Origin of the sequence: Microvirga mediterraneensis (assembly GCF_013520865.1) — a bacterium.
GTDB classification, from domain to species: domain Bacteria; phylum Pseudomonadota; class Alphaproteobacteria; order Rhizobiales; family Beijerinckiaceae; genus Microvirga; species Microvirga mediterraneensis.
The window spans coordinates 2494976-2518904 of sequence record NZ_JACDXJ010000001.1 but is presented as its reverse complement, the minus strand read 5'-3'; the positions used below and the strand labels follow the sequence as shown (position 1 = coordinate 2518904).

The following is a 23929-nucleotide window of genomic DNA, read 5'->3' as shown; positions in this document are numbered from 1 at the left end:
TGGTTCAGGACGCGGGGGTCAGGGCCTCTTGAGTCAGGGGCGGCGGGGTACATTCGCAGGAGGAGCTCTACATGAACCACATCGACAAGTCCGCCGGGCCGCCCAAGAAAACCCGCAGGCAAGGCACACCCGGCTCGTCGTCGCACGAGACGTCACGGCCGGATCGTTTCGCCGTGACCCTGGATGCGAAGACCGGCACGATCATCCAGATCGAGGGCATCGACGCCACCGGCGCCCGCCATGAACTCTCGAAGGACGAGAAGGCCGAGCTGGCCAGGGATAATGGCCGGGCCGGGCTGGAGCAGCTTCTCGAACAAGCCTTCGAGGCCGGGATCGCCTGCGTGCTGGGAGGCGAGGACGAGGCCGTCGGAGCCAGGGAGCCCAAGGAGGAGGCCGACCTTCGTCGCATCCTGCTGAAACCGCTGATCGATGAAAGCCCGGCTGCGCGCCTGATGCGGCGTGACGTGCTGGATCGGGCCATCGTCGAGACGTTGATCCACCACAGCCTCAAACCGCGCTCCAAGTCCTCCGAGGGAGGACCGCCGAAGGAGCCGGGCCCTGATCGCGCCGCCCCCCAACCAACTCGATGAAACAGAGGAGACTATCATGGCTTTAAGTGCTCGTGATGATGACCTTGCGCGCGTCCTGATCGGCAGTCGGATGTTGAAGCGCCAGCGCATGCGTCGCCTGTTGCTCGCCCACCTCCTTCGGGAAGGTCGCGAGGACGAGGACGAGGATATCGGCGAGGAGGACTTCGGCGACGAGGAAGAAGAGGAAGGCGGCGAGATGGGCCGCATCCTACGGCTCCCGCTCGCGGCCCGGGCCGTGAGACGCCGGCGCATGCGGCGCCTGCTGCTGGCCCACCTCCTGCGTGAGAGGCGCGGCGAGCACGAGGATTTCAGTGAAGAGGACGAGGGCGAGGAAAGTGAGGAAGGCGACGACGAGGAACGCCGCATCCTACGCCTTCTGATCGCCAGCCGCCTGCTGCGGCGGCGACGCATGCGCCGCGTACTCCTCGCCCATCTCCTGCGCGAGGGACGGGATGAAGACGAGGACGAGGAAGAGGTTCATGGCGGAGAAGAGGGAAGCGACGAGGAACGCCGCGTCCTTCGCCTTCTGGTCGGCAGCGCAATCCTGAGGCGCCGACGCGTCCGTCGCATGCTTCTCGCCCATCTCCTGCGCGAGAAGCGTGGGGATGACGAAGGCTTCGGCGAAGAGGACGAGGTTGAAAACGGCGGCGGTGACGAGCGCCGGCTCATGCGTCTCCTGGTCGGAAGTCAGATACTGCGCCGCCGGCGTGCGCGCCGCATGCTTCTTGCACACCTCCTGCGCGAGAAGCGTGAAGCGGCCTGACGCGCACGCCCAAAGGCGGCGCGGTGTGGATGGGCTGGGGGCCGGTTCTCCGGCCCATTCCGCACAATTGCCCTTCTTGATTGAAGAAGACGTTCGATGTCCGATGCAGCGCCTCTCACCCGCAGACAAAAGACGGTCGGCGGCCTCAAGCGCTTCGGCGTGATCTTTCTGTATTTCTGGGGCCTGCTGGCCATTTCCTCCTTGCATAAATCGCTGATCCTGGAGGAAAGCGGCCTCCCCTACCGACAGAGCTTTGCGGTCGTGAATGCGCTCGTGCTGGCGAAGATCCTGTTCGTGGCGGAGGAGCTGAAAGTCGGCGAGCGCTATGAGCGGGAGCCGCTGATCTATGCGATGGTCTTCAAGGCGGCGATCTATTCGGTTCTGCTGGCGGCCTGTGAGATTTTCGAGAGTCTGGCCATCGGGTACTTTCGCGGAAGGGCCCTTGCCGAATGCCTAGCCGATGTCGGCGGCGGCACCCCGTTCGGTATTCTCACGACCACATTGCTCCTGTTCGTTGCCCTGCTCCCCTTCTTCGGTTTCCGTGAACTCTGCGCGGTCGTCGGAGAGCCGGAGCTGCATCGTCTGCTGTTCGTGAAGCGCGCACGCCTGAAAATTCTGGACGAGGGATGAGTGCCCCACGTCCCTACCCTAAGGCCGAAGCTGCACTATCGCGACATGAGATTACGTGCGAGAGCCACAGCCGCTGCATCAAGGTTATCTCCCTGTTTCGTCAGCATCAGGTTCCCGGCTTTGAGCATGAAATCGGTCATGACCCGTCGGATCTGCTCATCCGACATGGCCACGCCCGCGGCGTCGAATTCGCGGCGTATCTTGCTGAACACGTCGCTGCGCTCGGGATCGACCGCGTCCCTCGCTAGAGCATCCGCGTAAATGTCGGCATCGCGACCGATGATACCCAGCTTCTCCGCGGCCCACCTGCCGATGAGCTTGTTGCGGAGGATGGTCTGTTGAATGTCCTTCGGATTGGTCATTCGTGATCCTCCTTAAGCAGCATTACGCGCTTCATCTCGTGGAGCGGCGTAAGCAGTCCATCCGATTTCGACCATTCGTACCCAGGCTGTGCTCCATCGCTCGCGCAGGAGTGAGCGTGATTCAACGACAGCCGCGCACAAGCAAGCCACGATCTCGTGTATGATGCCATTTCGACCTGTCAGCCATGATAAGCCTGGAGGTGATCCATGACTCTTTTCGAAGATCGCGAGCGGTCCTTCGAGCAGATGTTCGCCCACGACGAGGAGGCGCGGTTCCGCGCACTGGCACGACGCAACAGGCTGCTTGGACAATGGGCGGCCAGCCAGCTCGGACTTAAGGGCCAGAAAGCCGACGATTTTGTCGCCGAGATCGGCCGAAGCCTGGTGGCGCGGGTCGTCGACGAGGGTCTTGTCGGAAAACTTCGATCTGATTTCGAAGCCAACGGCGTCGACCTTTCCGACGAGCAGATCCGTCAAAAAATGGCCGAGCTCATGGCCGCGGCCATGATACAGATCCGCTCGACCACATGGTGAGCGGACGAGCGCCCGCCTGACGAGGGCAATCGTCGTCAGGCGGGCGCGCCGAGTGCGGAAGACATTACCCCTTTGCACCGGCTCCGCCATTGACGGACTTGGTGCAGATTGTCATCAGCTTGCCCATCTCGTCGTTGTAGTCGCGCAGGGTTTCCTCCATCCAGCGGGACTGGATGGCCGCAACATCCGCCAAGTTCTTGCTAGCCATGATTTCACGAGCGATTTCTCCGTCCTTCTCCAGCCGCATGGATACAAATCCAATCATCTCTCGCTGGCATTCGGCGCTTGCCGCAAACCAAGCTTCCGTGGCATTCGCCAGGGCCTGGCCACCGCTATCGGGCAAAGTGACACCGGCGCCGCTGCGCAGCGTCTCCGACGTTCCTGATCTCTTCTGCACCGTGGTCATGGCTCATCCTCCTTGAATGGGCAGTTTCCTCAGAACGAAAGGGTTGTCTTCACCTGCTCCAGGCGGCCGATGGCGAAGTCAGCCTCCCGACGGGACTTATCCTCCCGCATGGCTTCACGCATCGTCTCCAGGCGCAGGATCTCCTCGTCGAGGCGGTCCCGCGTAAGCTCCTCCGGGGGCAGCGCCAGCTCGGCCAGAACCGACACCCCGGTATTGATAATCTGGACGAAACCACCCCGGACGAAGGCGCGATGACCATGTCCCTGGCTATCCGTGACTGCTATGATGCCGGGATTGAGCATCACCATGGTCGGCTCGTGTCCAGCCATGACGGTCATGTCACCCTCGGTGGCCGGCAACATGACCCCGCGCACATCGCCGGAGAACAGAACACGCTCGGGTGAGATCAGTTCAAAGAGCAGAGTGGCCACATCATTTCTCCCCGATGTCGATATCAGTGCCCACTGAACACGAGCGTCTGAATCGGATACAGGAGTGCCTGGATGCGCAGGATCATGGCATGCACAAGTCCGACTCCGTCCACGACATGGAGGACGAGCCGCCGCATCGTGCTGGTCTCGGGTGCGACGATTTCCTCATGGTGGTTCGAATAGGCATTGACGATGCAGCTGCTGCCAGGGGTGACGCCATTGAACCCGTTCTCGTAGAGCGGCTCTAGAAAAGTCAGGACAGTTCCCGGTCGCGTCACCTGCTGCGGGTCAAGCAGTTGCTCGCCGCTGCGAACCTGCCCTGCGGAGATATAGTCCTGAACCCCGGTGACCACCATCGGGATGATCGTCCAGGGCTCTGACGCGCAGGTAGCCTCTGCCACCATCCCGACCTTTAGCGACTGAGACTCGACCTGCCCGAAGCCGGCCTGCAGGTTTCCCCGGCCGGCACCCTCCGGAATCAGGATCCCAGCCGGCCGCATGAGTGGGTTGACGATGTCGCCCACCCGGAGTGTGAACTGCTCCACGCGCCCCCCCACGCCGGCGCGGATGACAGTCTTCGACAGGTCCACCTCGGCCTGTGCCAATTCCGCCTCGGCGCTGGCCTTCTGGGCGGGGAGCAGCGTGGAGAGCTGCGCTTCAGCCTGCTGCTTGGCGGCGGTCGCGGCGTCAATACTGCCTTGACGGCCTTCCACGGAGACCTGCAGCCGCTCAATATCCCGCGTCGCCACGGCGCCCGGATTGCGCCGGTAGATTTCCTGCTTGGTCTCCAGTTCGTCAACCGCCTGCTGATAGGCGCTTCGAGCTTCCTGAAGCTTGCCCTCGGCAGCCCGGATATCGGCCTGAGCCACCACCATGGCGGCATCGGTCTCGGCGATCTTGCGACGCGCCGTTTCAGCTGCCGCCTCCTGCTTGGAGCTGTCGAGCCGGAAGATCGGCGCGCCTTGTTTGACGGCACCGCTTACGCCATCGATATAGATCTCGGCCACACGCCCGTTGGTCTCGGGCAGGATTGGAATGGTGCGGAAGAACGCCGTGGCATTCGTGGTTGCCGGGTGGTTGTAGAAAACCACCGTGATCAGCCCGATGGTCAGCATGAGGCAGGTGACGATGCCCCACCGCAGCTCGAACCACACCGAGTAGAGCGTGATCTCCTTTCCGATCCGCTTGCCCTGTGCGTAACGGCGGTAGAGATAATCCGGCAGGATCGTCAGCATGGAGCAGAGAAGAAGCTCAAGCATGGGACTGCTCCTTCGGCATACGATAAGGCGTGACGGTCGGCGGCACTTCGACCGTGTTCTCGCTCCGCGCAGCGGCGTCAGCGCCCTCGTCGGGCACGTCATCCGCACCCTTGCCCGGCGGGACGCCCGCGATCTTCTCGAGCGATCCGGCCATCCTGTTGAACGTGCCTCCGAAATCGGGAATATCGATCAGTGCGAGCAGCAATCCTGCTACCCAGAAGATGTGCATGTGGGAGAACAGCGCCAGCAGCCCCAGCACGGCGACGATCTCGAACTGGAGCTTGTGAGCCTTGTGGGCAATCCGCTCGGGCAACGTGTGCAGGCGCAGGAACAGGAGCCCGACCGCCAGCACGGCGAGCACCAGAAACAGCGCCACGATCACCATGAGAATATCGGTCCCACCCGGCGCGGTGATGAAGATCGGCAGGTATTGAGGAGCGGCAGGATTGATCGTTGCGTTCATTTGGCTTCACCTACAGGCGGCAGGGAAACGGCTCCCGGTGAGATCGGCACGATGGCCGGCTTCGTCAGGTCGGGCGAGATGGCGAGCTCGGCCTCGGTCGCGGCGATGACATCCTCGATGCTGACGCCATCCTGCGTCTCGAGAAGAGTGGCCTGCCCGTTCGGGAAACCGATCACGGCGAGTTCGGTGACGACGAGATCGACCGGCCGGTTCGAGGTGAGCGGCAGCGCGCATTCCCGGACGATCTTCGGGCGTCCCTTCGCGGTATGCTGCATGGCGACGATGACGCGCTTGGCTCCAGCCACGAGATCCATGGCGCCGCCCATGCCCGGCACCATCTTGCCCGGCACCATCCAGTTGGCGAGGAGGCCGCGCCGGTCGACCTGAAGGCCGCCGAGCACGGTGATATCGAGATGACCTCCCCGGATCAGGCCGAAGGACATGGCGCTGTCGAAGGCGGATGCCCCCGGGAGAGCTGTCACGGGTTTTCCGCCCGCATCCGTCAGCCACGGGAGCACCATGCCGGGCTCCGGCACGGGTCCGGTTCCGATGAGGCCGTTCTCGGATTGGAAGAAGACGTGGATTCCCTTGGGCACGAAGTTGGCCACCAGGGTGGGAATGCCGATGCCGAGATTGACCAGCATTCCGTCCCGTAGTTCCTGTGCGATGCGTCTGGCGATAAGGGATTGCGCATCCATGGCGTCAGCCTTTCGCAATGAGGTAATCGACCACCGGAGCGGGCGTCACGACATGATCGGGCGCAACGACACCGACGGGAACGATGTTCTCCGCCTGCACGATGACTGTGTCGGCGGCCATCGCCATCAGCGGGTTAAAGTTGCGCGCCGTCAGTGCGTATTGAAGGTTGCCCAGGTAGTCGGCGATGAAGGCATGCACGAGGGCGAAGTCGGCGCGCAGGGCGGGCTCCAGCAGGTAGTCACGGCCATCGACCGCGATCTTCTGCTTCCCCTCTTCTGCAATGGTGCCGATTCCGGTCGCTGTCAGGATACCGCCGAGCCCGAAGCCGCCTGCACGGATGCGCTCGGCGAGCGTGCCCTGCGGAACCAGATCTACCTGCAGCTCTCCGGCCAGCATCTGCTGCTGCGTCTCGGGATTAAGGCCGATATGGCTTACGATCACCCGCCGCAGGAGCTTGGACGTGATCAGCTTGCCGATGCCGGTACCGGGTGCGGCCGTGTCGTTGGCAATCACCGTCATATCGCCTTTCTGCTGCCGCACGAGTTCGTCGACCAGGGGCTCCGGGGTCCCGACGCCCATGAAGCCCCCGACCATCAGGGTCGCGCCTGTCGGGATCATCGCAACAGCATCCTGCAGTTTGATGGTTCTCATCCCGCTCTCCTCATGGCGCGGCTTCATTGTTCCGGCCCCAATCCTGGAACAGGGTGTAGGCGACGGCGAGCAGGACGGGGCCGAGAAAGACGCCGATGATCCCGAAGGCCAGCAGACCGCCGAGCACGCCTAGAAAGATCACCACCATCGGCATTCGGATCCCGCGACTGATCAGGTATGGACGAAGGACGTTGTCGAGGCTTCCGACCAGAAGGCCGTTCCAGACCATTACGAAGACCGCCCAGCCGCTATGCCCCTCGGACATCAGCCAGAGGCCCGCCGGCAGCCAGAGCAACAGGAGGCCCATGGGCACAAGAGTGAAGACCATGCCGACGGCCCCGAGCAGGATGGCGCCGGGCACGCTCGCAAGCCAGAAGCTGAAGCCGAGCAGGATGCCCTGGATGAGCGCCGTGCCAAGAACTCCATTGACGACGCTCTTGATGGTGGCGCCCGCCGTCTTCAGCACATGACGCGCCCGCCAGCCGCCGAGGCGCGCCATAGCCCATTCGACGCGGCGCTCCACATAGGCACCGTCGCGATAGAAGAAGAAAACGAGCACGATGCCGAATCCTACTTGAAGCGTACCCGACAAGAGCGTGCTTCCCTGGTGCAGCGCCCAATCCCGCAGCGGCACCGCGTAGGGCGCCAAAGCCGGCCCGAGCCCTTTCCCCTGTTGGGACGCTTCGAGCCATACCCTCTCCGCCTCATGGCCGAGCAGCGGAATGCGTCCGAGCCAGCCGGGAGGCGGAAGCCCCTGATCGATGGCGGACCGGATCGCAGCGGTGAGCCGGGCAATATCGTCCGTCAGGTTCGCGCCCAAGGTCAGGAGCGGGAGAACGAGCAGGGAGGCGATCAGCAGGGTCATGAGCAGGGCCGCGGCGGTCGGGCGCCGGCCCAATCGTCTCTCCACCTTCCGAAACAGGGACCAGGTCGACACGCACAGCGTGACGGCAAGAAAGATAGCCTTGAGGAAAGGCGCCAGGGTGTAGATGCAGCCGATGGCCAGCACCAGAAGGAGCACGAGCCCGAGCGCCTTCTCCACATAGGAAGCCTCGGAAGCGCTAATCCGCTCCTGGCTGTTCATCGCCTCCTGGGAATCGACTGCATGCACGGCTCTCTTCCCTCTTCGGGCATCTCGGTCCAAAAGCCTCTCAAGCCATAATGCTGAGACCGCCGTCGACATAAGTGGTCGTCCCTGTAAGCCGTCTGGCGAACGGCGTCGTCAAATAGGCTGCTGTGAGGCCGACATCCTCGATATCGACCAATTCGCCGATGGGCGCCCGTTCGATGGCTTCGGCAAGAAGGACGTCGAAGTCCTTCAGACCGGAGGCAGCCCGGGTTTTCAAAGGGCCAGGGGATACGGCATGTACGCGGATGTGCTTATCCCCCAGTTCATAGGCGAGATAGCGGACGGCGCTCTCCAGCGCCGCCTTTACGGGCCCCATCAGGTTGTAGTTCGGCACCACCTTGTTGGCGCCGTGGTAGCTCATGGCCAGGAGCGTACCGCCATCACGCATCAACGGCTCGGCAAGCCGCGCCATGCGGATGAAGGAATGACACGAGATGTCCATCGCCACCTTGAAGCCCTCGTCCGAGCTGTCGACGAGCCGCCCCTGCAGATCCTGTTTCGGTGCGAATGCGATCGAATGGAGAGCGATGTCGAGGTTGCCCCAGGTTGTCTGGATCTGTTCGAAAACGGCTTCAAGTTGCCCGGGCTGAGCCACATCGCACGGCGCGAAGATCGAGGCTCCTAGTTCCTTTGCGAGGGGCTCGACATAGGGCTTTGCCTTCTCGTTGAGGTAGGTAACGGCAAGATCCGCGCCAAGCTCGCGGAAGACCCGGGCACAGCCATAGGCAATCGAATGCTCGTTGGCGATGCCGACGACGAGAGCCCGCTTGCCAAACAGGATCTTCGATTGAATGGCGGCCTTGTCCAGTTCGTTGGGTCGGTCGTTCATGGATGTTCCCTCGTGCGTCGTGTGCCGCTGGCGCGACGGGCGGAACCGTGCTTTACCCCGACCCCGGGGTGTTCCTCTGCCTCGCGTTCCACCAGCGTTAATGTGATCGGCTCTGCCTTCGGTTTGCCGGGGCTCTCGTCTTCCGCCAGCAGGCGCCGGATCTCACCCAAGAGGGCGATCTGCTTGGCATTGGCCTCGATCCGCCCCTCGATGTGATCAATCATGTCGAGCAGCCTGCGCCGATCCGCCGACGTCTGCAGGAGCTTGGGAAGCGCCAGGAGCGCCTTCACAGGCTCGAAATCGACGATGTAGGACTGCTCGCGGATAATGTCGCGCGCAGCCTCGATCGGCATATCGAGGAGCCCGATATCCTGCCCGACAAGTTCTCTTGTCCGCTTCATCGCCGAGAGCCGCCGCCGTCCGGTACCAGCCTTCATGAGCAGAAGGGCCGCGCGGACCATGGCTCTCGTGCGATCCCCCTCCTCGATACGCGACAGCGCCTCCTTCACGAAGGAGGCATTTCGGATGTCGATGAGCTCTTCCCCAATGGCTTTCTTCTCTTCGACCATGCCGATGCTGGCGGGACCATAGATGCGGAAGAATGTGTTCTCGACGGCCGCATCCCGCAGGTCGCGATAGAGATCCCATGAGGCCGTGGTGAGAGCGGCAGCACAGCGCTCCATCTTTACGGCCGGCCCGTCGTTGTCACGCGGTGCCCGGTTCGCCTTAGCGATATCCGCCGCGCCTTTGAGGGGCCAGAAGAATGGATTGAGGTCGGACACGACCCACCGCTGAACCCTCTGCGGATTGAAGCCCCTGGCAAGGCCGGCCGCAGCCGGCGTGACCATCGGCGCGACGAAAGGATGAACGAACGTCTCGTAGGCGGAGGCGAGCGCTTCCGAGGTCTTCTCGACCGCCTCGAACGGCATCTCGTCCTTGCGGCTGTATTTCTGCAGAACCTGCAGGTCTTCGACGCGCATCTCGGTCAGCGTCACATCATAGCGCAGGCCTTCATCCGTCGTGTGCTCTTCGATCTGCATACCGTACAGCCCCGGCGGCTGATGCTCGATATACTCGATCAGGTCGACGATATGCTTGTATTCCCGCTTGGCGACCGCGCCCGAGACGAAGATCCCGAGGTGGCCAACGCTCTTGTGCATCAGGCCGACGATGACCTGTCCGTTGGCCTTCAGTGCCTCAGTGGTTGGATACAGATCGGCTACCCAATTGAAGGCCTGCTGCGGCGGCGTGATGTTGTCGCCGAGCGACGCGAACAGGATGATGGGCGACCTGATCGAGCGCAGGTCAAAGGCGCGCCCCTCGGACCACTCGGCATCGCCAGCCGCCAGGTTGTTCCCGACGAACAGGTTTTCGACGATCCACTTGATCTCCTGCCTGTTCATCAGGAAGAAGCCACCCCACCAGCGCTCGAACTCCAGGAAGCGTTCGGGCTCGGTGTCGATCTTGGAGAAGAGCGTGTAGTACTTGGTGAAGAAGGTATTGGCCGGGTTGAGATACTCGAAGTTTTCGACGAGGTAGGCACCGTCGAACGTGCCGGCGCCGAGATCGCTGGCGAGAAGTGCCGGCCAGAGGCCGCCGAGAATCCCACCCGCATAGCGCATCGGATTTTCGCCGTCGTTTCCGGCCCAGTACGACATGGGCGCCCCGTTGATGACGATGGGGCCGACGAGATCCGGCTCGACCGCGCCGACCAGCATGGAGGCCCAACCGCCCTGACAGTTGCCGAACAGGACGGGCTTACGGGTCTTGGGGTGGCGTTCGCCGACGATGCGGAGGAACTCGGCCTCGGCCTTGGAGACATCCGCGAGGGTCTGTCCGGGCATCGGTTCGGGGAAGAAGATCACGAAGTAGACTGGGTGCCCTGCCTTGAGCGCGACGCCCACCTGCGAATCCTCCTTAAATCCGCCGATACCGGGCCCGTGACCGGCGCGCGGGTCAATGATGACGAAGGGCCGGCGCTCCGGGTCGGTCTTGATGCCTGCCGGCGGTACGATGCGCACGAGAGCGTAGTTCACGGGCTGTTCGAATAAACGAGCGTCCGCGACGATCTCCCAATCGAAGGCCAGCAGCGGCGGCTTGCCGGCCTTCTCGTGCTCGACCCAGTTGTTGCCGCGTTGGCGCAACGTGTCCCAGAACAGGATGGAGCGCTGTGTGAAGTCAAGCCAATAGGCGCTGGCGTCTCGCCAGAGGTCGAGAGGCGACACTGAGCGGACCGAACCGTCTCTCAGCGGCTCGCCCGCAGCCCTCACGGCCTCGAAGTAGCGTTCGACCGCCTTCGTACACCGTTCCTGGTAGACCTGCGCGACCTTGGCTTGCGAGCGACCGAGTTCCGTCAGGCGATCTTGTCCCTCGACGTCTCGTCCTCCCGTCCTTGATTGGACTTCCTGCATCGTTGTTGTCCCGTCGAAAGGTGTTCCTGAGGATCTCACTTCTTGGTGTCGCCCCACTTGAGGAAGAAGCCGACATCTCCGGGCAAGCCACCCGGCCATTCGATGATCAGGGCACTAAGCCTGAACCCCATGGGGCGGAGCTGGTCGCGCCATAGCTCGTAGGCCTGGCGCGGGCGTCCGATGAGGGTCTCGGGCCAGGTCTGATCCGAGTTGTTGATCGCACGGCCGTGGTCCGTGCATAGGGCATTGGGAAAGCGCATGACCATCAGTTCGGTCTGCCCGCGTTCCGCCGCCGCCTTCAGTTTCGACTTCAACGGCTGGAGAATGTCCCGTAACGCCTCAGGGGTCAGGTCGAGGGGCACGGACAAGCGCTTGATCAAGTCGTTGCGTGCCTTCTCGGCGCGGTCCATGCCCTCGATCGACGTGGTCGCCTTCGCCATCTGCATCTCGGTCATGTAGTTCCGCAGATCGGCTGCCGACATGAATGTCTCATCTCCAAGCTCCTGCTGGGCGCTTGACTTGTCCGCCTTGGTCTTCAGGGTTTCCATGGCATCAATCTCCGTGGTCAGGATGCAAGTTTGGCGTGCGCCGTGCCGAGCACGCTGCGCGTCTGCCGGGCGATCACAAGTTCCTCGTTTGTCGGGATGACCCACGCGGCGGGCCCGGACCCGGCGGAGATCCGCGGACCGCCGGTGCCATTGGCAGCCTCGTTGAGCGAAAAACCTGCCCATGCGAGGCCGGCGATGACCTCAGAGCGGGTTGCCACGTCGTTCTCGCCGATGCCCCCCGTGAAGACGAGCCCGTCGAGCCCGCCGAGCGCCGCGACGAGCGATCCGATCTCGCGCGTGATGCGGTAGACGAAGAGATCGATGGCGCGCCGCGCATCCGCATTGTTCGCGGCGTTGGCCCGCAGCACGCGCATGTCGTTCGACAGACCGGACACCCCGAGAAGGCCGGACTTGGTGTAGAGCATGCGCTCGGCCTCATCCGGCGTGAGCTTCATCTCCCGGAGCATGAAGAAAACGACTCCCGGATCGAGGGCACCGCAGCGCGTTCCCATCGGCAGGCCTTCCAGGGCCGAGAAGCCCATCGTGGTGGCGATGCTCGCTCCCTTGTGGAGTGCACACAGGCTCGCGCCGTTCCCGAGATGCGCGACGATGACCCTCCCCTCGGCGAGGCGCGGATCGTAGTCCTTCAGCACGGATGAAATGTAGTCGTAGGACAGCCCGTGAAAGCCATAGCGCCGCACTCCACGCTCGCTCATCTCGCGCGGGAGCGCGAACGTCCGGGCGATCTCGGATTGGGTCTGGTGGAAAGCCGTATCGAAGCTGGCGACCTGCGGCAGTCCCGGCAGGCGGCGGCGAACGATCCGGATCGGCTCCAGGTTGTGAGGCTGATGCAGGGGCGCAAGCGGCACCAGCGTCTCCAAGGTCTCGATCACGGCGTCGTCAACGAGGACAGGTCCGGAGAAGGATCCGCCGCCGTGAACCACCCGGTGTCCGATGGCCGCGAGCCTGCGCCCCTCCTGATGCTGCCGCAGCCAGGAGACGAGATGCATGAGCGCCTCCTCATGGCCGAGCCGGTCGCCGGAACTCCACGTCATCTCATCCAGGAGCTGCCCGCGGGCGTCCTTGACGACGAAGCGCGCCGACGCGCCCAATCCTTCGAACAAGCCCTTGAAGGCGACGCGAGGATCCGCACCGTCCGGCGTATCGTAAACCTGGAACTTGAGGCTCGAAGAGCCGGCGTTGAGAACGATGAGCACGGGCATCATGGCTCAGACCTCCGGGACGCCGAGCTGCTTGCGCTGCGCATCGGCCACGAGGGATGCGACGGCGCAGGAAGCCAAGCGCGTAATCGTCGAGTCGGCCCGGCTGGTAAGAATGATCGGCACCCGAGCCCCAAGCACGATGCCCGCAGCATCCGCATCGGCCAGAAAGGTCAGGCTCTTGGCGAGCATGTTGCCGGCCTCGAGATCGGGAACGACAAGCACGTTCGCCTGCCCGGCGACAGGCGACTGTATTTTCTTGATCTTCGCCGCGCCGAGATCGATGGCATTGTCGAGCGCCAGGGGACCATCCACGATGGCGCCCGTGATCTGTCCGCGATCGGCCATCTTGCACAGGGCCGCTGCCTCGATGGTCGAAGGTACTTTCGGGTTCACCGTTTCCATGGCCGACAGGATTGCCACCCGCACCGGATCGACGCGCATCGCCCGCGCGAGGTCGATGGCATTCTGGACGATGTGAATCTTGTCCTCCAGGGTAGGCGCGATATTGACTGCGGCATCCGTGATGATGAGCGCCGTCTCATGCTGCGGAACATCCATGACGAAGCAATGGCTGATCCGGCGCGCCGTCCGCAGTCCGCCCTCGCGGCGAACCACCGCGCCCATAAGCTCGTCCGTATGGAGGCTCCCCTTCATCAGCGCATCGGCTTCGCCGGCCCTGACGAGATCGACGGCTTTCTCGGCAGCGGCAGCGCTATGCGGGGCGTCGACAATGCGCATCGTGGCGACCGGCCTGCCGAGCGCCTGTGCGGCGGCCGTGATCTTCGTCTGCGGCCCGACGAGGATCGGATCGATCAAGCCGAGTTCGGCCGCCTCGAACACCGCACTCAACGAGGCCGCATCGCAAGGGTGCGCCACCGCCACCTTCAGCTTAGGCAGAGATTGAGCGATCGCCACGAGCCGGTTATATTTGGCATGCTGGCGCGCCGGCTGAGAAGAGCTCTGAGTTGATGGTACAACCGTCATAGCCGCCTCTGATTTTCTTTACTCGATGGCCAGCCGCCACGGCTGCCGGAATGGCCTCCGGCATGCACGCCATCGCAGATGACCGGCTTTGCCTAGTTTGGCCCTCACCGGGCCTGATGCTTGACCAGTTGGGCCAATGTTTTGACGTTTTGGGACGGGCAAGAGCGGCCAGCCACGAAAGTCGTGATTGGATTGCTACCGCCTTCCTCGGTGGTCGTTTTGACTTTTCGCAAGCTGGCCGGTGATCGCCAGAAATTCAGCTGGAAAGGGAGACTTGCGCCGCATCTGGCCGTGTCGGATCAGTCAACTGATGAATGCGCCCGCTGATCGGACGCTCCGTCGCGGCAGCCGCTCGATCGCTCGCAAGCGCCTGAACCGAATGGTATTTTCCTAAAAAAGCATATGTGTTTTGCAGCTGCGGGCCAGCGTTTCGCGCCAGGCTGCTCGCGTTATCCGGGCACGAATATGGGGATCTCTGAAGAGCCAGCGGACCAATCCCGACGGCTCATGCCCGCATTTACCGTTGGGCTCTTAGCGCATCGTGCGGAAAAGTGGGTCCGGTTTTCTGCACCAACCCATGCGCCGGCATATGAAAAAGCATCGGATTGATCCCAAAGTGCAAATCCGCTTTTGGGTCCGATACTGTAGGACCCGCCGCTTGGCTGCCTATCGGTTACATGGGCAAAAATGGCTCAAAGGGCAGATGCCGGTAACCCTTTGATATTGTTGGTGAGCGCGCTGGGACTCGAACCCAGGACCCTCTGATTAAAAGTCAGATGCTCTACCGGCTGAGCTACGCGCTCCCAGAAGTGAGCCCGAGATACGGGGTCTCGGGCCTCGGGTCAATCGAAAAGCCCTGCCTGGACGGGCAAATCCTCAGCTTCCAGCCCCTGAGCGGCCCATTCTCTGAAGAAAGCCCTGGTCCAAGCCGAGGGTTTCATCCCTCGTCCGCCATAGCGATGTTGTCCGCGTGTCGGCCGATATCCGCCTTGCTGTCCCGCTCACCCCTGGCCCAGCCTTCCTTGACCTCGCCGATATAGTCATCGAGGCGTCCCTCGGCGATAGCCTTGCGAAGGCCGGCCGTGAGTTCCTGGTAATAGGCCAGGTTGTTCCAGGTCAGGAGCATCATGCCCAGGATCTCGTTCGAGCGGACGAGGTGGTGCAGGTAGGCGCGCGAATAGGTGTTCGAGGCCGTGCACTTCGATTCCGGATCGAGCGGGCTGGTATCCTCGGCGAAGCGCGCGTTGCGCAGGTTCATGCGGCCGTGGCGGGTAAAGACCTGTCCGTGGCGTCCGGCACGGGTGGGCATGACGCAGTCGAACATGTCGACACCCCGACGCACCGCCTCCACGATGTCGTCGGGCGTGCCCACTCCCATGAGGTAGCGGGGTTTCTCACTGGGCATATGGGGTTCGACCGTCTCGATCATGCGCAGCATCACGTCCTGCGGCTCGCCCACTGCCAAGCCGCCGATGGCGTAGCCCTTGAGATCCAGTGCTGCGAGCTCCTTTGCGCTCTCGATGCGCAGCCGCTCCACCGCGCCGCCCTGGACGATGCCGAACATGGCCTTTCCGGGCTGGTCGCCGAAAGCCACCCGGCAGCGCTCCGCCCAGCGGAGGGACAGGCGCATCGCCTTTTCAGCCACCTCGTCGGAGCAGGGCAGCTTCACGCATTCGTCGAGCTGCATCTGGATGTCGGAGCCCAGAAGCCCCTGGATCTCGATGGAGCGCTCCGGCGTCAGCACATGGGTCGAGCCGTCGATATGAGACTGGAAGGTAACCCCTGTTTCGTCGATCTTGCGCAGGGCCGATAGCGACATGACCTGGAAACCGCCGGAATCGGTGAGGATCGGATAGGGCCAGTTCATGAACTTGTGCAGGCCACCGAGCCTGGCCACCCGCTCGGCGCCGGGACGGAGCATGAGATGATAGGTGTTGCCGAGCACCACATCGGCTCCCAGTGCCTTCACCTGATCGGGATACATCGCTTTCACGGTAGCGGCCGTTCCGACAGGCATGAAGGCAGGCGTGCGGATAACGCCGCGCGGCATGCGGATCTCGCCGGTACGTGCCGCTCCGTCGGTCTTATTGACGGTGAAGGTGAAGGTCTCGGTGGTCATTCAAACCTCGTCTTGTCATCCCCTGCCGCAGCGGAGGGGAAGGGGATCCAAAGATCCGCAGCACATGTCAATGGATCCCCTTTCTCGCGCGTTCCGCGCCGGGGACGGCCGGAGCATCAGCGCCGAAACAGCAAACTCGCATCCCCATAGGAATAGAAACGATAGCCGTTTTCAATGGCGTGAGCATAGGCTGCTCTCATGCAGTCCAAGCCCGCAAAGGCCGAAACCAGCATGAAGAGGGTCGAGCGCGGCAGGTGGAAGTTGGTCATCAGCATATCCACGGCCTTGAACCGGTAGCCGGGCGTGATGAAGATAGCGGTATCGCCCGAGAAGGGCGCGATGCTGCCGTCCTCCTGGGCGGCACTCTCCAGAAGGCGCAACGATGTGGTGCCGACCGCCACGATTCGCCCTCCCCTGGACCTGGCCTCGTTGAGCGCCAGGGCGGTCTCTGGCGAGACCGAACCCCATTCCGCGTGCATGCGGTGCTCGTCCGTATCGTCGGCCTTCACGGGCAGGAACGTGCCCGCTCCCACGTGAAGGGTTACGAAATGACGGGCAATGCCGCGTTCTTCGAGACGGCGGAAGAGATCGTCCGTGAAATGCAGGCCGGCAGTCGGGGCTGCGACCGCCCCCTCGTCCTTCGCATAGACGGTCTGATAGTCGCTCCGGTCCTTGTCGTCGGTGGGGCGCTTGCCGGCGATGTAGGGCGGCAGGGGAAGCTCGCCGAGCCGAGCGATGGCCTCGTCCAGGAAAGCCCCCGCGAAGGAAAAACAGAGCGCCACATCGCCCCCCTCGCCTTTCTCCACGACCTCAGCGTCGAGCCGCACGAGCTCGCAGGCCGTGCTCTCGGACGGGTCTCCAAAGCGGATGCGGTCGCCGACGTGAAGCTTCTTGGCCGGGCGGGCAAAGGCGCGCCATCGGTCGGCGCCTTCTCGCTTGTGCAGCATGATCTCGACCCGCGCCGCATTCTCCTCGCGGACGCGCAGGCCGTAGAGCCGGGACGGAATGACCTTGGTGTTGTTGAGGACGAGCACGTCGCCAGGCTGCAGCAGATCCGGCAGGTCACGGACGATCCGGTCCTCGAGGCCGGTTCCGGGCCGGACCACGAGCATGCGGGCGGCATCACGCGGCTCCACGGGGCGGAGCGCGATACTGGTCTCGGGGAGATCAAAGTCGAAGAGATCGACGCGCATGGGGTCCCTATTATTCGAAGATTGGGCTTATGGGTCCACGGCTTACCAGCCGTCAATCAGACATGTCTCCCCATGTTCTCTACTCCTCGCAGAAGCGCTGCCGATAAGAAAAATAGGGCCGATGGCAGCTTGCGCACATCCCTCAAATGAAATAAAATTTTATTTCATTTTTTTTGCGGAAACCGATTCATGTCGGACGACAACGCACAAGCCAAGCCCAATCCTCTTCGCTCTCTCTGGCCGGACGTAAAGACCGATACTGGCAGGCAGGAAGCGGCGAAGGCTGGCGCCATCTCCATGGTCTATGTTGCTCTTTCCTATATCCTGGCAACAGGCCTGATCATCTTCAAAGGAGAAGATTTGATCGGCGGTTTCGCGGATACAGAGGAACTCGTCGGAACGATCATCCTGAACGTCCTGGCCATCCTCATGGCATGCCTTCTGGCGTGGCTTATTTGGAAACGCCGAAGCCTTGTCGCCACAGGGATTGGACTAGTCTGGATTGCTGCCGAGGTTGCGATGAAGCTCGCAATGGCTCCCGGACGTGGCACCATCATAGCGATCCTCGCCCTGCTGTTCAGCATCAATGCCATGCGCAGTGCAGTCGCGGCCAAACGAAAAGTCGAAGCGGCGTGACCGTGAACCTCCCACCCGGGTGGGAGGTTCACGTACCAGGGTGAAACCGTCTTCCTCAAGCTGCGTCGGCAGCGACCTTCATGGACACGATGCGATCGGGATCGCGGACGGGCTCGCCGCGCTTGATCTTGTCCACGTTCTCCATGCCCTCGGTCACCTTGCCCCAGACAGTATACTGCTTGTCGAGGAAACGGGCATCGTCGAAGACGATGAAGAACTGCGAATTGGCGGAATGGGGCTGGTTCGTGCGGGCCATGGAGCACACGCCGCGCACATGCGGCTCGGCGTTGAACTCGGCCTTCAGGTCCGGCAGGTCGGAACCGCCGGTGCCCGTCCCGGTCGGATCGCCGGTCTGGGCCATGAAGCCCTCGATCACCCGGTGGAACGGCACGTTGTCGTAAAAGCCCTGGCGGGACAGCGTCTTGATGCGCTCGACATGGCCGGGAGCGAGGTCCGGACGCAGCTCGATGACCACACGGCCCTTGGTGGTTTCCATGATGATGGTGTTTTCGGGGTCTGCCATCGGGATCTCCTGTTCTGGCTGGATCGGATGAAAATAGGATTGCCTGCCCGCTCACATAGGCCGGGCATCGATGAAACGGAAGGAGAAGACGCGTCCGGCAATGGCACGCCCAAAGCTTTCCGTAAAGGGAAGCGGGCTGCAGCGCTCGAACGCCTCGCGCACCGCCCGGGTAAAGGGCTCCCGCTGGTCCGCCTGCGTCCCGGCCTTGTAATAGGTGATGCGGGGCTGGCCCAGCACTTCTCCGTTACGCTTGAAGCTCAGGCGCAGGGTGATCTCCTGGCCGGAATACCCGCTGCCGGCCGGCGGACGCCAGCAGGACTGGAGCGCCTGGAACACCTGGGTGATCCGATCGACCCGGTCGATCCTCGGAGCGTCGGGACGCGGCCGGACCGTGCCCATGATGCCCTCCGGAAGCGGAGGCGACGTGTCGTAGGGCCAGTACCACTCGTCGAACGCAGGGGATGGCGCAAGGACCTGCGCGGCGAGCGGAGAGCTCGTCAGGGCCTCAAGCAGGAACGCGGCTATCAACAGCCGCGCCCCGGATGATTGCCCCGAACGCATTATTTCGCGTCGGCGGCGAGCTGCATCTTCACGATCTTGTCCGGATTCGTGACCATGCCGTTGGCTGCCGAATCGCCCTTCTTGATCTTGTCGGCCACGTCCATGCCGGATACGACCTCACCGAAGAGGGTGTACTGGCCGGTCAGCGGGCCGCAGCCCTCGTAGCAGATGAAGAACTGGCTGTTGGCGGAATCCGGGCTCTGGGAGCGGGCCATGCCGACGGAGCCGCGCTTGTACTGGGTCTTGGTGAACTCGGCCGGAACGTTGGGCAGGTTGGACTTGCCCGTGCCGGTGCCGGTGGGATCACCCGTCTGGGCCATGAAGCCGTCGATCACCCGGTGGAAGACGACGCCGTTATAAAAGCCCTGCTTTGTGAGGGTCTTGATCTGCTCCACGTGCTTGGGCGCCAGATCCGGCCGCAGGCGGATGGTAATGCGGCCGTCCTTGGTGTCGAGGAAGACCGTGTTCTGCGGGTCGTTGGCCTGCTGGGCGGCGGCGGGAGCGAGGCCTGCGAGCACGAGCGCTCCGGCAATGAGCAGACGCTTCATGGGTCGATATCTCCTTCGAGGATGATGAAACTTTATGGCCGCTTGAATTTGGCCTTCAGACGCTCGGCGACAAGACCCGGCACGAAAGCCGAGACCTCACCGCCCATTCCGGCGATCTGACGCACAAGCGTGGCCGTGATGGGGCGAACCGGAGGCGAAGCCGCGAAGAACAGGGTCTGGACATCCGGCGCCATGGCGGCGTTCATGGACGCCATCTGGATTTCGTAGTCGAAATCCGTCCCGTCCCTGAGGCCGCGCACGATGAGGCTCGCCCCATGACGGCGGGCCGCCTCGACGGCGAGATCGTTGAAGGTGACCACCTCCAGCGTCACGCCTCTCTCCTGCAGGATCGGCCCGCAGACCTCGCGCAGCATCTCGGCCCGCTCCTCGGCGGGAAAGATCGGCGCCTTCGAGGAATGGACCCCGATTGCGACCACGATCCTGTCCGCCACGCTGCAGGCCTGGCGCAGAACGTCCAGGTGTCCGTTGGTGACGGGATCGAAGCTGCCGGTATAGAGCGCGGTGCGGGTCATGGCCCAAGGCGTAGCCGGATTAGCGCCATCGGGCAAGCGGTGCGCTGGCACACGGCAACCGGGGCGCAAGCATGAGAGATATGGCTAACCTTAAGTCAGGAGAGCGCCATGATCCTCCGCCTTTTCATCGTCGCCATCACGGCCATCGCCGTCCTGAGCCCGGCCGCGCTGGCGAGCTTGGGATGACACGCTCCACGTCTTGGCCAGCCATGGGCCGGCCATCCCGATTGCCTGAAGCGCCGCACTTTCCGATCGGGATCACTGCACAGGACCGGTGATGACGAGGCAGCACTGAACAGGATGTAGAAAACCCGCCGACCTGAATCGGCGGGTTCTATTGTTCGCGAAAAACCGGAAGCTCTTACTCTTCCGTCGCCTCGCCGCCCTCGGACGCGGTGTCCTCGACGCCTTCGCCGTTATCCTCGTCCTCGCCCTCGATGTGCTCCACCGAGACCACCTTCTCCTTGTCGCGGGTGGAGAAGATGGTGACGCCTTGCGAGTTGCGGCCGACGACGCGGATGCCTTCCACCGGCACGCGGATCAGCTGGCCGCCGTCGGTGACGAGCATGATCTGGTCGGCATTGTCGACCGGGAAGGACGCCACGAGCTTGCCGTTGCGGCTGTTGACCGCCATGGCCGTGATGCCTTTGCCGCCGCGTCCCGTGATGCGGTACTCGTAGGACACGGTGCGCTTGCCGTAGCCCTTCTCGGAGATCGTCAGGATGCACTGCTCCTGCGCGCTCATCTCCGCATAGCGCTCCTGCGAGAGCGAGAAGTTGGCGCCCTCTGTCTCCTCCGCATCCTCCGACGCATCGGCATCGGCGCCCATCTGCTCGCCGGTGACCGCGCGGCGCATCTTCAGATAGGCCGCCCGCTCCTCGCCCGTGGCTTCCACGTGGCGAAGGATGGCCATGGAGATGATGTCGTCTCCCTCGGCCAGGTTGATGCCGCGCACGCCCATGGAATCGCGGCCCTTGAACACGCGCACGTCCGTGACCGGGAAGCGGATGCACTGGCCCTTGGCCGTGGTGAGCAGCACGTCGTCGTGCTCCGAGCAGATCTGCACGTCGACGATGTGATCGCCCTCATCGAGCTTCATGGCGATCTTGCCGCCGCGATTGACCTGGACGAAGTCCGACAGCTTGTTGCGGCGAACCGTGCCGCGAGACGTCGCGAACATCACGTCCAGCTTGTCCCAGGACGCCTCGTCCTCGGGCAGCGGCATGATGGTGGTGATGCGCTCGCCCTGCTTGATCGGCAGCATGTTCACCAGGGCCTTGCCCTTGGCGTTGGGAGCGGCCAGCGGCAGACGCCACACCTTCTCCTTGTAAGCCTGGCCTTCGGACGAGAAGAAGATCACGGGCGTGTGGGTGTTCGCCACGAAGAGACGCGTGACGAAATCCTCGTCCCTCGTCGTCATGGCGGAACGGCCCTTGCCGCCGCGGCGCTGCGCCCGATAGGTCGAAAGCGGCACGCGCTTGATGTAGCCGGCATGGGACACGGTGACGACCATGTCCTCGCGGGCGATCAGGTCCTCGTCGTCGACATCGGAATCCCAATCGACGATCTGGGTCCGGCGCGGGGTCGCGAACCCATCGCGGACCTCGATCAGCTCGTCCTTGATGATGCCCATGATGCGGGCGCGGGACCGCAGAATATCGAGATAGTTCGAGATTTCCGCCGCGAGCTTGGCGAGTTCGTCGCCGATCTCGTCACGGCCGAGCGCCGTCAGGCGCTGGAGGCGGAGGTCGAGGATCGCCCGAGCCTGCGTCTCGGAAAGACGATAGGTGCCGTCATCGTTGATCTTGTGGCGCGGGTCGTCCACGAGCGCGATCAGCGGCGCGATGTCGTGCGCCGGCCAATCGCGGCCCATGAGCGCCTCGCGGGCCGTGTTCGGATCGGGCGAGGTGCGGATGAGGCGGATGACCTCGTCGATGTTCGCCACCGCGATGGCGAGGCCGCACAACACGTGGGCGCGCTCGCGCGCCTTGTTCAGCAGGAACTTGGTGCGGCGGGAGACGACCTCCTCGCGGAAATCCACGAAGGCCTTGATCAGGTCCTTCAGGTTCATCAGCTCGGGGCGGCCGCCGTTGAGCGCCACCATGTTGGCGCCGAAGCTCGTCTGCAGCGGCGTGTAGCGATAGAGCTGGTTGAGCACCACGTCGGCCATGGCGTCGCGCTTGATCTCGACCACGATGCGCATGCCGTCGCGGTCCGATTCGTCGCGCAGATCCGCGATGCCCTCGATCTTCTTCTCGCGCACGAGCTCGGCGATCTTCTCGATCAGCGAGGCCTTGTTCACCTGATACGGGATCTCGGTGAAGATCAGCGCCTCGCGGTCCTTGCGGACCTCCTCGACCTCGGACTTCGCCCGCATGACGATGGAGCCGCGGCCCGTGGTGTAGGCGGACTTGACGCCCGCACGTCCGAGGATCAGCGCGCCGGTCGGAAAGTCCGGGCCGGGGATGATCTCGATCAGCTCCTCGGTCGAGATTCCGTCGTTGTCGATGAAGGCCAGGCAGCCGTTGATGACCTCGCCCAGGTTATGGGGCGGCATGTTGGTCGCCATGCCGACCGCGATGCCGCCGGCGCCGTTGACGAGCAGGTTCGGAAAGCGCGCGGGCAGAACCGACGGCTCGTCCTTCGACTCGTCGTAGTTGGGCGTGAAATCGACCGTGTCCTTGTCGATATCGTCGAGCAGCGGCATGGCCGCCTTGGCGAGGCGGGACTCGGTGTAGCGCATGGCCGCCGGCGGATCGCCGTCCACGGAGCCGAAATTGCCCTGACCGTCCACGAGCATGAGGCGCAGCGAGAAGTCCTGCGCCATGCGCACCAAGGCGTCGTAGATCGCACTGTCGCCGTGGGGATGGTATTGACCCATCACGTCGCCGACGATGCGGGCGGACTTCACGTATTTCTTGTCCGGCGTGTAGCCGTTCTCGTGCATCGAATAGAGGATGCGCCGGTGCACGGGCTTGAGGCCGTCGCGCGCGTCGGGCAGAGCGCGGCTCACGATCACGCTCATGGCGTAATCGAGATAGGAGCGCTTCATCTCATCGACGATGGAAATCAGCTTGATGTCGCTCGCCGGCTGGTCCCCACCGGGACCGCCAGGGCGGTTATCGTTCGGATCGGTCAAGGTTGGTCTTTCTTAAAACGGGCTGCCCTTTCGCGAGAGGCGACTTTCGATGCCGCTTCGTCAAGCCGTCTGGCAGGCCCGCGAATCCAATTGAAATCAGTCTCTTAGATGGGCGAGAACGGCGCAATTTTCAAGCTTTTTGACGGGTTTTCCAGAGGCAAGCGCGAGGCCAAAATCCATTTACGTTTCAGCAACTTATTCTCAGGTCGGGCACAGCGGCCGACCGGCCCGCGGCCGCGGCACTTTCACAGGCAGGATCGGGAGATGATAAATCGGGTCACGTGCCGGTTCTAAACCATTGTCACGATTGTTTTTTATCAGATTTTACGACCTTTGCCGCTGCGGGGGATCCGGGACGGCTGCAGGATGCATCGCCGGAACCGCGACGTTGTCCTTGCTCATGCAAGCGGGGATCCGGATCCGCCTATGGAGGCGCAAGGGGCGAGCCGCATCGCATCTCCTTCGGCACCGTCAGCGGATCGGGATCCCGGGTTTCGCTGCGCGGCCGGGATGACAGCCGGGGGAAGCTCTCCGTCATGGCCGCACTTGATGCGGCCATCCGCGCCTTGGCAGCAGTGCAGCTCCGAAGGCGTGGGTGACCGGTACGAGGCCGGACATGACGCGGCGGGTGTGGTGGTGCTTGTCAAAGAGCCAGCCCCTTGGGGCCCGCAGCTTGCGCTGCGAGCCTTTCGGGTTCGAGGGTGGCGCGTCGGGCAGCCCGGCTCGCTCGTGTGTGAGAGCCGAACTGCTCGTCACGCACGGTTC

At 63.2% G+C, this 23929-nt stretch carries 25 protein-coding genes and 1 tRNA gene; 5 read left to right on the top strand and 21 right to left on the bottom strand.

The window, feature by feature from the left end; translation table 11 throughout:
• Window positions 1–71 precede the first annotated feature (71 nt).
• From H0S73_RS11900 to H0S73_RS11890, 3 genes are all read left to right on the top strand, one after another.
• Entirely contained in the window at window positions 72–590 is a 519-nt protein-coding gene (locus H0S73_RS11900; protein WP_181052359.1) for a hypothetical protein, read from the top strand.
• A 16-nt stretch (window positions 591–606) separates the two neighbouring features.
• Window positions 607–1353: a hypothetical protein gene (locus H0S73_RS11895; protein ID WP_181052358.1), complete on the top strand. Its 747-nt coding sequence runs from the start codon at window positions 607–609 to the stop codon at window positions 1351–1353.
• 96 nt (window positions 1354–1449) lie between these two features.
• Complete coding sequence (locus H0S73_RS11890; protein ID WP_181052357.1) at window positions 1450–1983, top strand: hypothetical protein; 534 nt, start codon at window positions 1450–1452, stop codon at window positions 1981–1983.
• Window positions 1984–2018: 35 nt separating this feature from the next.
• Here H0S73_RS11890 and H0S73_RS11885 read toward each other — a convergent pair whose 3' ends face one another.
• Window positions 2019–2345, bottom strand: a complete 327-nt coding sequence (locus H0S73_RS11885; RefSeq protein ID WP_181052356.1) for an ATPase inhibitor subunit zeta — start codon at window positions 2343–2345, stop codon at window positions 2019–2021.
• A 207-nt stretch (window positions 2346–2552) separates the two neighbouring features.
• Here H0S73_RS11885 and H0S73_RS11880 point away from each other — a divergent pair, with 207 nt between their 5' ends.
• Entirely contained in the window at window positions 2553–2879 is a 327-nt protein-coding gene (locus tag H0S73_RS11880; protein WP_181052354.1) for a DUF1476 domain-containing protein, read from the top strand.
• 64 nt (window positions 2880–2943) lie between these two features.
• Here the strand turns inward: H0S73_RS11880 and H0S73_RS11875 are convergent, their stop codons facing one another.
• From H0S73_RS11875 to queA, 15 genes are all read right to left on the bottom strand, one after another.
• On the bottom strand, window positions 2944–3285 hold the full coding sequence (locus H0S73_RS11875; RefSeq protein WP_181052353.1) for a phasin family protein: 342 nt from the start codon (window positions 3283–3285) through the stop codon (window positions 2944–2946).
• A 29-nt stretch (window positions 3286–3314) separates the two neighbouring features.
• Entirely contained in the window at window positions 3315–3716 is a 402-nt protein-coding gene (gene atpC, locus H0S73_RS11870) for an ATP synthase F1 subunit epsilon (RefSeq protein ID WP_181052352.1), read from the bottom strand.
• Window positions 3717–3739: 23 nt separating this feature from the next.
• Window positions 3740–4975 (bottom strand): HlyD family secretion protein, encoded by a 1236-nt coding sequence (locus H0S73_RS11865; RefSeq protein ID WP_181052350.1) that lies wholly within the window; start codon window positions 4973–4975, stop codon window positions 3740–3742.
• Complete coding sequence (locus H0S73_RS11860) at window positions 4968–5438, bottom strand: hypothetical protein (protein ID WP_181052349.1); 471 nt, start codon at window positions 5436–5438, stop codon at window positions 4968–4970. The genes H0S73_RS11865 and H0S73_RS11860 overlap by 8 nt, the downstream gene beginning before the upstream one ends.
• Window positions 5435–6136 (bottom strand): 3-oxoacid CoA-transferase subunit B, encoded by a 702-nt coding sequence (locus H0S73_RS11855; RefSeq protein ID WP_181052348.1) that lies wholly within the window; start codon window positions 6134–6136, stop codon window positions 5435–5437. Before H0S73_RS11855 ends, H0S73_RS11860 begins: the two co-directional genes overlap by 4 nt.
• Before the next feature lie 4 nt (window positions 6137–6140).
• A complete protein-coding gene (locus H0S73_RS11850) occupies window positions 6141–6788 on the bottom strand; it encodes a CoA transferase subunit A (protein ID WP_181052347.1) in 648 nt (215 codons plus the stop codon).
• Window positions 6789–6798: 10 nt separating this feature from the next.
• Window positions 6799–7899, bottom strand: coding sequence for an AI-2E family transporter (locus H0S73_RS11845; protein ID WP_181052346.1), 1101 nt, complete (start codon window positions 7897–7899; stop codon window positions 6799–6801).
• A 40-nt stretch (window positions 7900–7939) separates the two neighbouring features.
• The gene (fabI, locus tag H0S73_RS11840; protein ID WP_181052345.1) at window positions 7940–8746 is read right to left on the bottom strand and encodes an enoyl-ACP reductase FabI; all 807 of its coding nucleotides are present in this window, start codon (window positions 8744–8746) and stop codon (window positions 7940–7942) included.
• A complete protein-coding gene (locus H0S73_RS11835; protein ID WP_181052344.1) occupies window positions 8743–11157 on the bottom strand; it encodes a DUF3141 domain-containing protein in 2415 nt (804 codons plus the stop codon). Before H0S73_RS11835 ends, fabI begins: the two co-directional genes overlap by 4 nt.
• A gap of 35 nt (window positions 11158–11192) precedes the next feature.
• Complete coding sequence (locus H0S73_RS11830; protein ID WP_181052343.1) at window positions 11193–11705, bottom strand: hypothetical protein; 513 nt, start codon at window positions 11703–11705, stop codon at window positions 11193–11195.
• Between the two features lie 17 nt (window positions 11706–11722).
• On the bottom strand, window positions 11723–12931 hold the full coding sequence (locus H0S73_RS11825) for an acetate/propionate family kinase (protein ID WP_181052342.1): 1209 nt from the start codon (window positions 12929–12931) through the stop codon (window positions 11723–11725).
• Window positions 12932–12934: 3 nt separating this feature from the next.
• A complete protein-coding gene (locus H0S73_RS11820) occupies window positions 12935–13912 on the bottom strand; it encodes a phosphate acetyltransferase (protein ID WP_181052341.1) in 978 nt (325 codons plus the stop codon).
• A 727-nt stretch (window positions 13913–14639) separates the two neighbouring features.
• Window positions 14640–14715: transfer RNA gene (locus tag H0S73_RS11815), tRNA-Lys, on the bottom strand.
• A 134-nt stretch (window positions 14716–14849) separates the two neighbouring features.
• On the bottom strand, window positions 14850–16031 hold the full coding sequence (gene tgt, locus H0S73_RS11810) for a tRNA guanosine(34) transglycosylase Tgt (protein ID WP_181052340.1): 1182 nt from the start codon (window positions 16029–16031) through the stop codon (window positions 14850–14852).
• Between the two features lie 116 nt (window positions 16032–16147).
• A complete protein-coding gene (queA, locus tag H0S73_RS11805) occupies window positions 16148–17224 on the bottom strand; it encodes a tRNA preQ1(34) S-adenosylmethionine ribosyltransferase-isomerase QueA (RefSeq protein WP_181052339.1) in 1077 nt (358 codons plus the stop codon).
• Window positions 17225–17413: 189 nt separating this feature from the next.
• Here queA and H0S73_RS11800 point away from each other — a divergent pair, with 189 nt between their 5' ends.
• Complete coding sequence (locus H0S73_RS11800) at window positions 17414–17860, top strand: hypothetical protein (RefSeq protein ID WP_181052338.1); 447 nt, start codon at window positions 17414–17416, stop codon at window positions 17858–17860.
• A 55-nt stretch (window positions 17861–17915) separates the two neighbouring features.
• Here H0S73_RS11800 and H0S73_RS11795 read toward each other — a convergent pair whose 3' ends face one another.
• The 5 genes from H0S73_RS11795 to gyrA all read right to left on the bottom strand — a co-directional run bounded on the left by H0S73_RS11795 (window position 17916) and on the right by gyrA (window position 23077).
• A complete protein-coding gene (locus H0S73_RS11795; protein ID WP_181052337.1) occupies window positions 17916–18383 on the bottom strand; it encodes a peptidylprolyl isomerase in 468 nt (155 codons plus the stop codon).
• Window positions 18384–18434: 51 nt separating this feature from the next.
• Window positions 18435–18911, bottom strand: a complete 477-nt coding sequence (locus H0S73_RS11790; RefSeq protein WP_181052336.1) for a hypothetical protein — start codon at window positions 18909–18911, stop codon at window positions 18435–18437.
• A 32-nt stretch (window positions 18912–18943) separates the two neighbouring features.
• Window positions 18944–19492, bottom strand: coding sequence for a peptidylprolyl isomerase (locus H0S73_RS11785; protein WP_181052335.1), 549 nt, complete (start codon window positions 19490–19492; stop codon window positions 18944–18946).
• 32 nt (window positions 19493–19524) lie between these two features.
• Window positions 19525–20025 (bottom strand): pantetheine-phosphate adenylyltransferase, encoded by a 501-nt coding sequence (coaD, locus tag H0S73_RS11780; protein WP_181052334.1) that lies wholly within the window; start codon window positions 20023–20025, stop codon window positions 19525–19527.
• 361 nt (window positions 20026–20386) lie between these two features.
• Window positions 20387–23077, bottom strand: coding sequence for a DNA gyrase subunit A (gene gyrA, locus H0S73_RS11775; RefSeq protein WP_246389268.1), 2691 nt, complete (start codon window positions 23075–23077; stop codon window positions 20387–20389).
• Window positions 23078–23929 lie beyond the last annotated feature (852 nt).

Excerpts from the sequence above, each read along its gene's own strand:
- H0S73_RS11785 (WP_181052335.1), bottom strand. The coding sequence starts at position 19,492 with ATGAAGCGTCTGCTCATTGCCGGAGCGCTCGTGCTCGCAGGCCTCGCT.
- queA (WP_181052339.1), bottom strand. The coding sequence starts at position 17,224 with ATGCGCGTCGATCTCTTCGACTTTGATCTCCCCGAGACCAGTATCGCG.
- fabI (WP_181052345.1), bottom strand. The coding sequence starts at position 8,746 with ATGAACGACCGACCCAACGAACTGGACAAGGCCGCCATTCAATCGAAG.
- H0S73_RS11860 (WP_181052349.1), bottom strand. The coding sequence starts at position 5,438 with ATGAACGCAACGATCAATCCTGCCGCTCCTCAATACCTGCCGATCTTC.
- H0S73_RS11880 (WP_181052354.1), top strand. The coding sequence starts at position 2,553 with ATGACTCTTTTCGAAGATCGCGAGCGGTCCTTCGAGCAGATGTTCGCC.
- H0S73_RS11865 (WP_181052350.1), bottom strand. The coding sequence starts at position 4,975 with ATGCTTGAGCTTCTTCTCTGCTCCATGCTGACGATCCTGCCGGATTAT.
- H0S73_RS11875 (WP_181052353.1), bottom strand. The coding sequence starts at position 3,285 with ATGACCACGGTGCAGAAGAGATCAGGAACGTCGGAGACGCTGCGCAGC.
- H0S73_RS11855 (WP_181052348.1), bottom strand. The coding sequence starts at position 6,136 with ATGGATGCGCAATCCCTTATCGCCAGACGCATCGCACAGGAACTACGG.
- H0S73_RS11850 (WP_181052347.1), bottom strand. The coding sequence starts at position 6,788 with ATGAGAACCATCAAACTGCAGGATGCTGTTGCGATGATCCCGACAGGC.
- H0S73_RS11830 (WP_181052343.1), bottom strand. The coding sequence starts at position 11,705 with ATGGAAACCCTGAAGACCAAGGCGGACAAGTCAAGCGCCCAGCAGGAG.
- H0S73_RS11795 (WP_181052337.1), bottom strand. The coding sequence starts at position 18,383 with ATGGCAGACCCCGAAAACACCATCATCATGGAAACCACCAAGGGCCGT.
- H0S73_RS11895 (WP_181052358.1), top strand. The coding sequence starts at position 607 with ATGGCTTTAAGTGCTCGTGATGATGACCTTGCGCGCGTCCTGATCGGC.
- H0S73_RS11825 (WP_181052342.1), bottom strand. The coding sequence starts at position 12,931 with ATGATGCCCGTGCTCATCGTTCTCAACGCCGGCTCTTCGAGCCTCAAG.
- H0S73_RS11900 (WP_181052359.1), top strand. The coding sequence starts at position 72 with ATGAACCACATCGACAAGTCCGCCGGGCCGCCCAAGAAAACCCGCAGG.
- H0S73_RS11835 (WP_181052344.1), bottom strand. The coding sequence starts at position 11,157 with ATGCAGGAAGTCCAATCAAGGACGGGAGGACGAGACGTCGAGGGACAA.
- tgt (WP_181052340.1), bottom strand. The coding sequence starts at position 16,031 with ATGACCACCGAGACCTTCACCTTCACCGTCAATAAGACCGACGGAGCG.
- coaD (WP_181052334.1), bottom strand. The coding sequence starts at position 20,025 with ATGACCCGCACCGCGCTCTATACCGGCAGCTTCGATCCCGTCACCAAC.
- H0S73_RS11800 (WP_181052338.1), top strand. The coding sequence starts at position 17,414 with ATGTCGGACGACAACGCACAAGCCAAGCCCAATCCTCTTCGCTCTCTC.
- H0S73_RS11885 (WP_181052356.1), bottom strand. The coding sequence starts at position 2,345 with ATGACCAATCCGAAGGACATTCAACAGACCATCCTCCGCAACAAGCTC.
- H0S73_RS11890 (WP_181052357.1), top strand. The coding sequence starts at position 1,450 with ATGTCCGATGCAGCGCCTCTCACCCGCAGACAAAAGACGGTCGGCGGC.
- gyrA (WP_246389268.1), bottom strand. The coding sequence starts at position 23,077 with ATGAAGCGCTCCTATCTCGATTACGCCATGAGCGTGATCGTGAGCCGC.
- H0S73_RS11820 (WP_181052341.1), bottom strand. The coding sequence starts at position 13,912 with ATGACGGTTGTACCATCAACTCAGAGCTCTTCTCAGCCGGCGCGCCAG.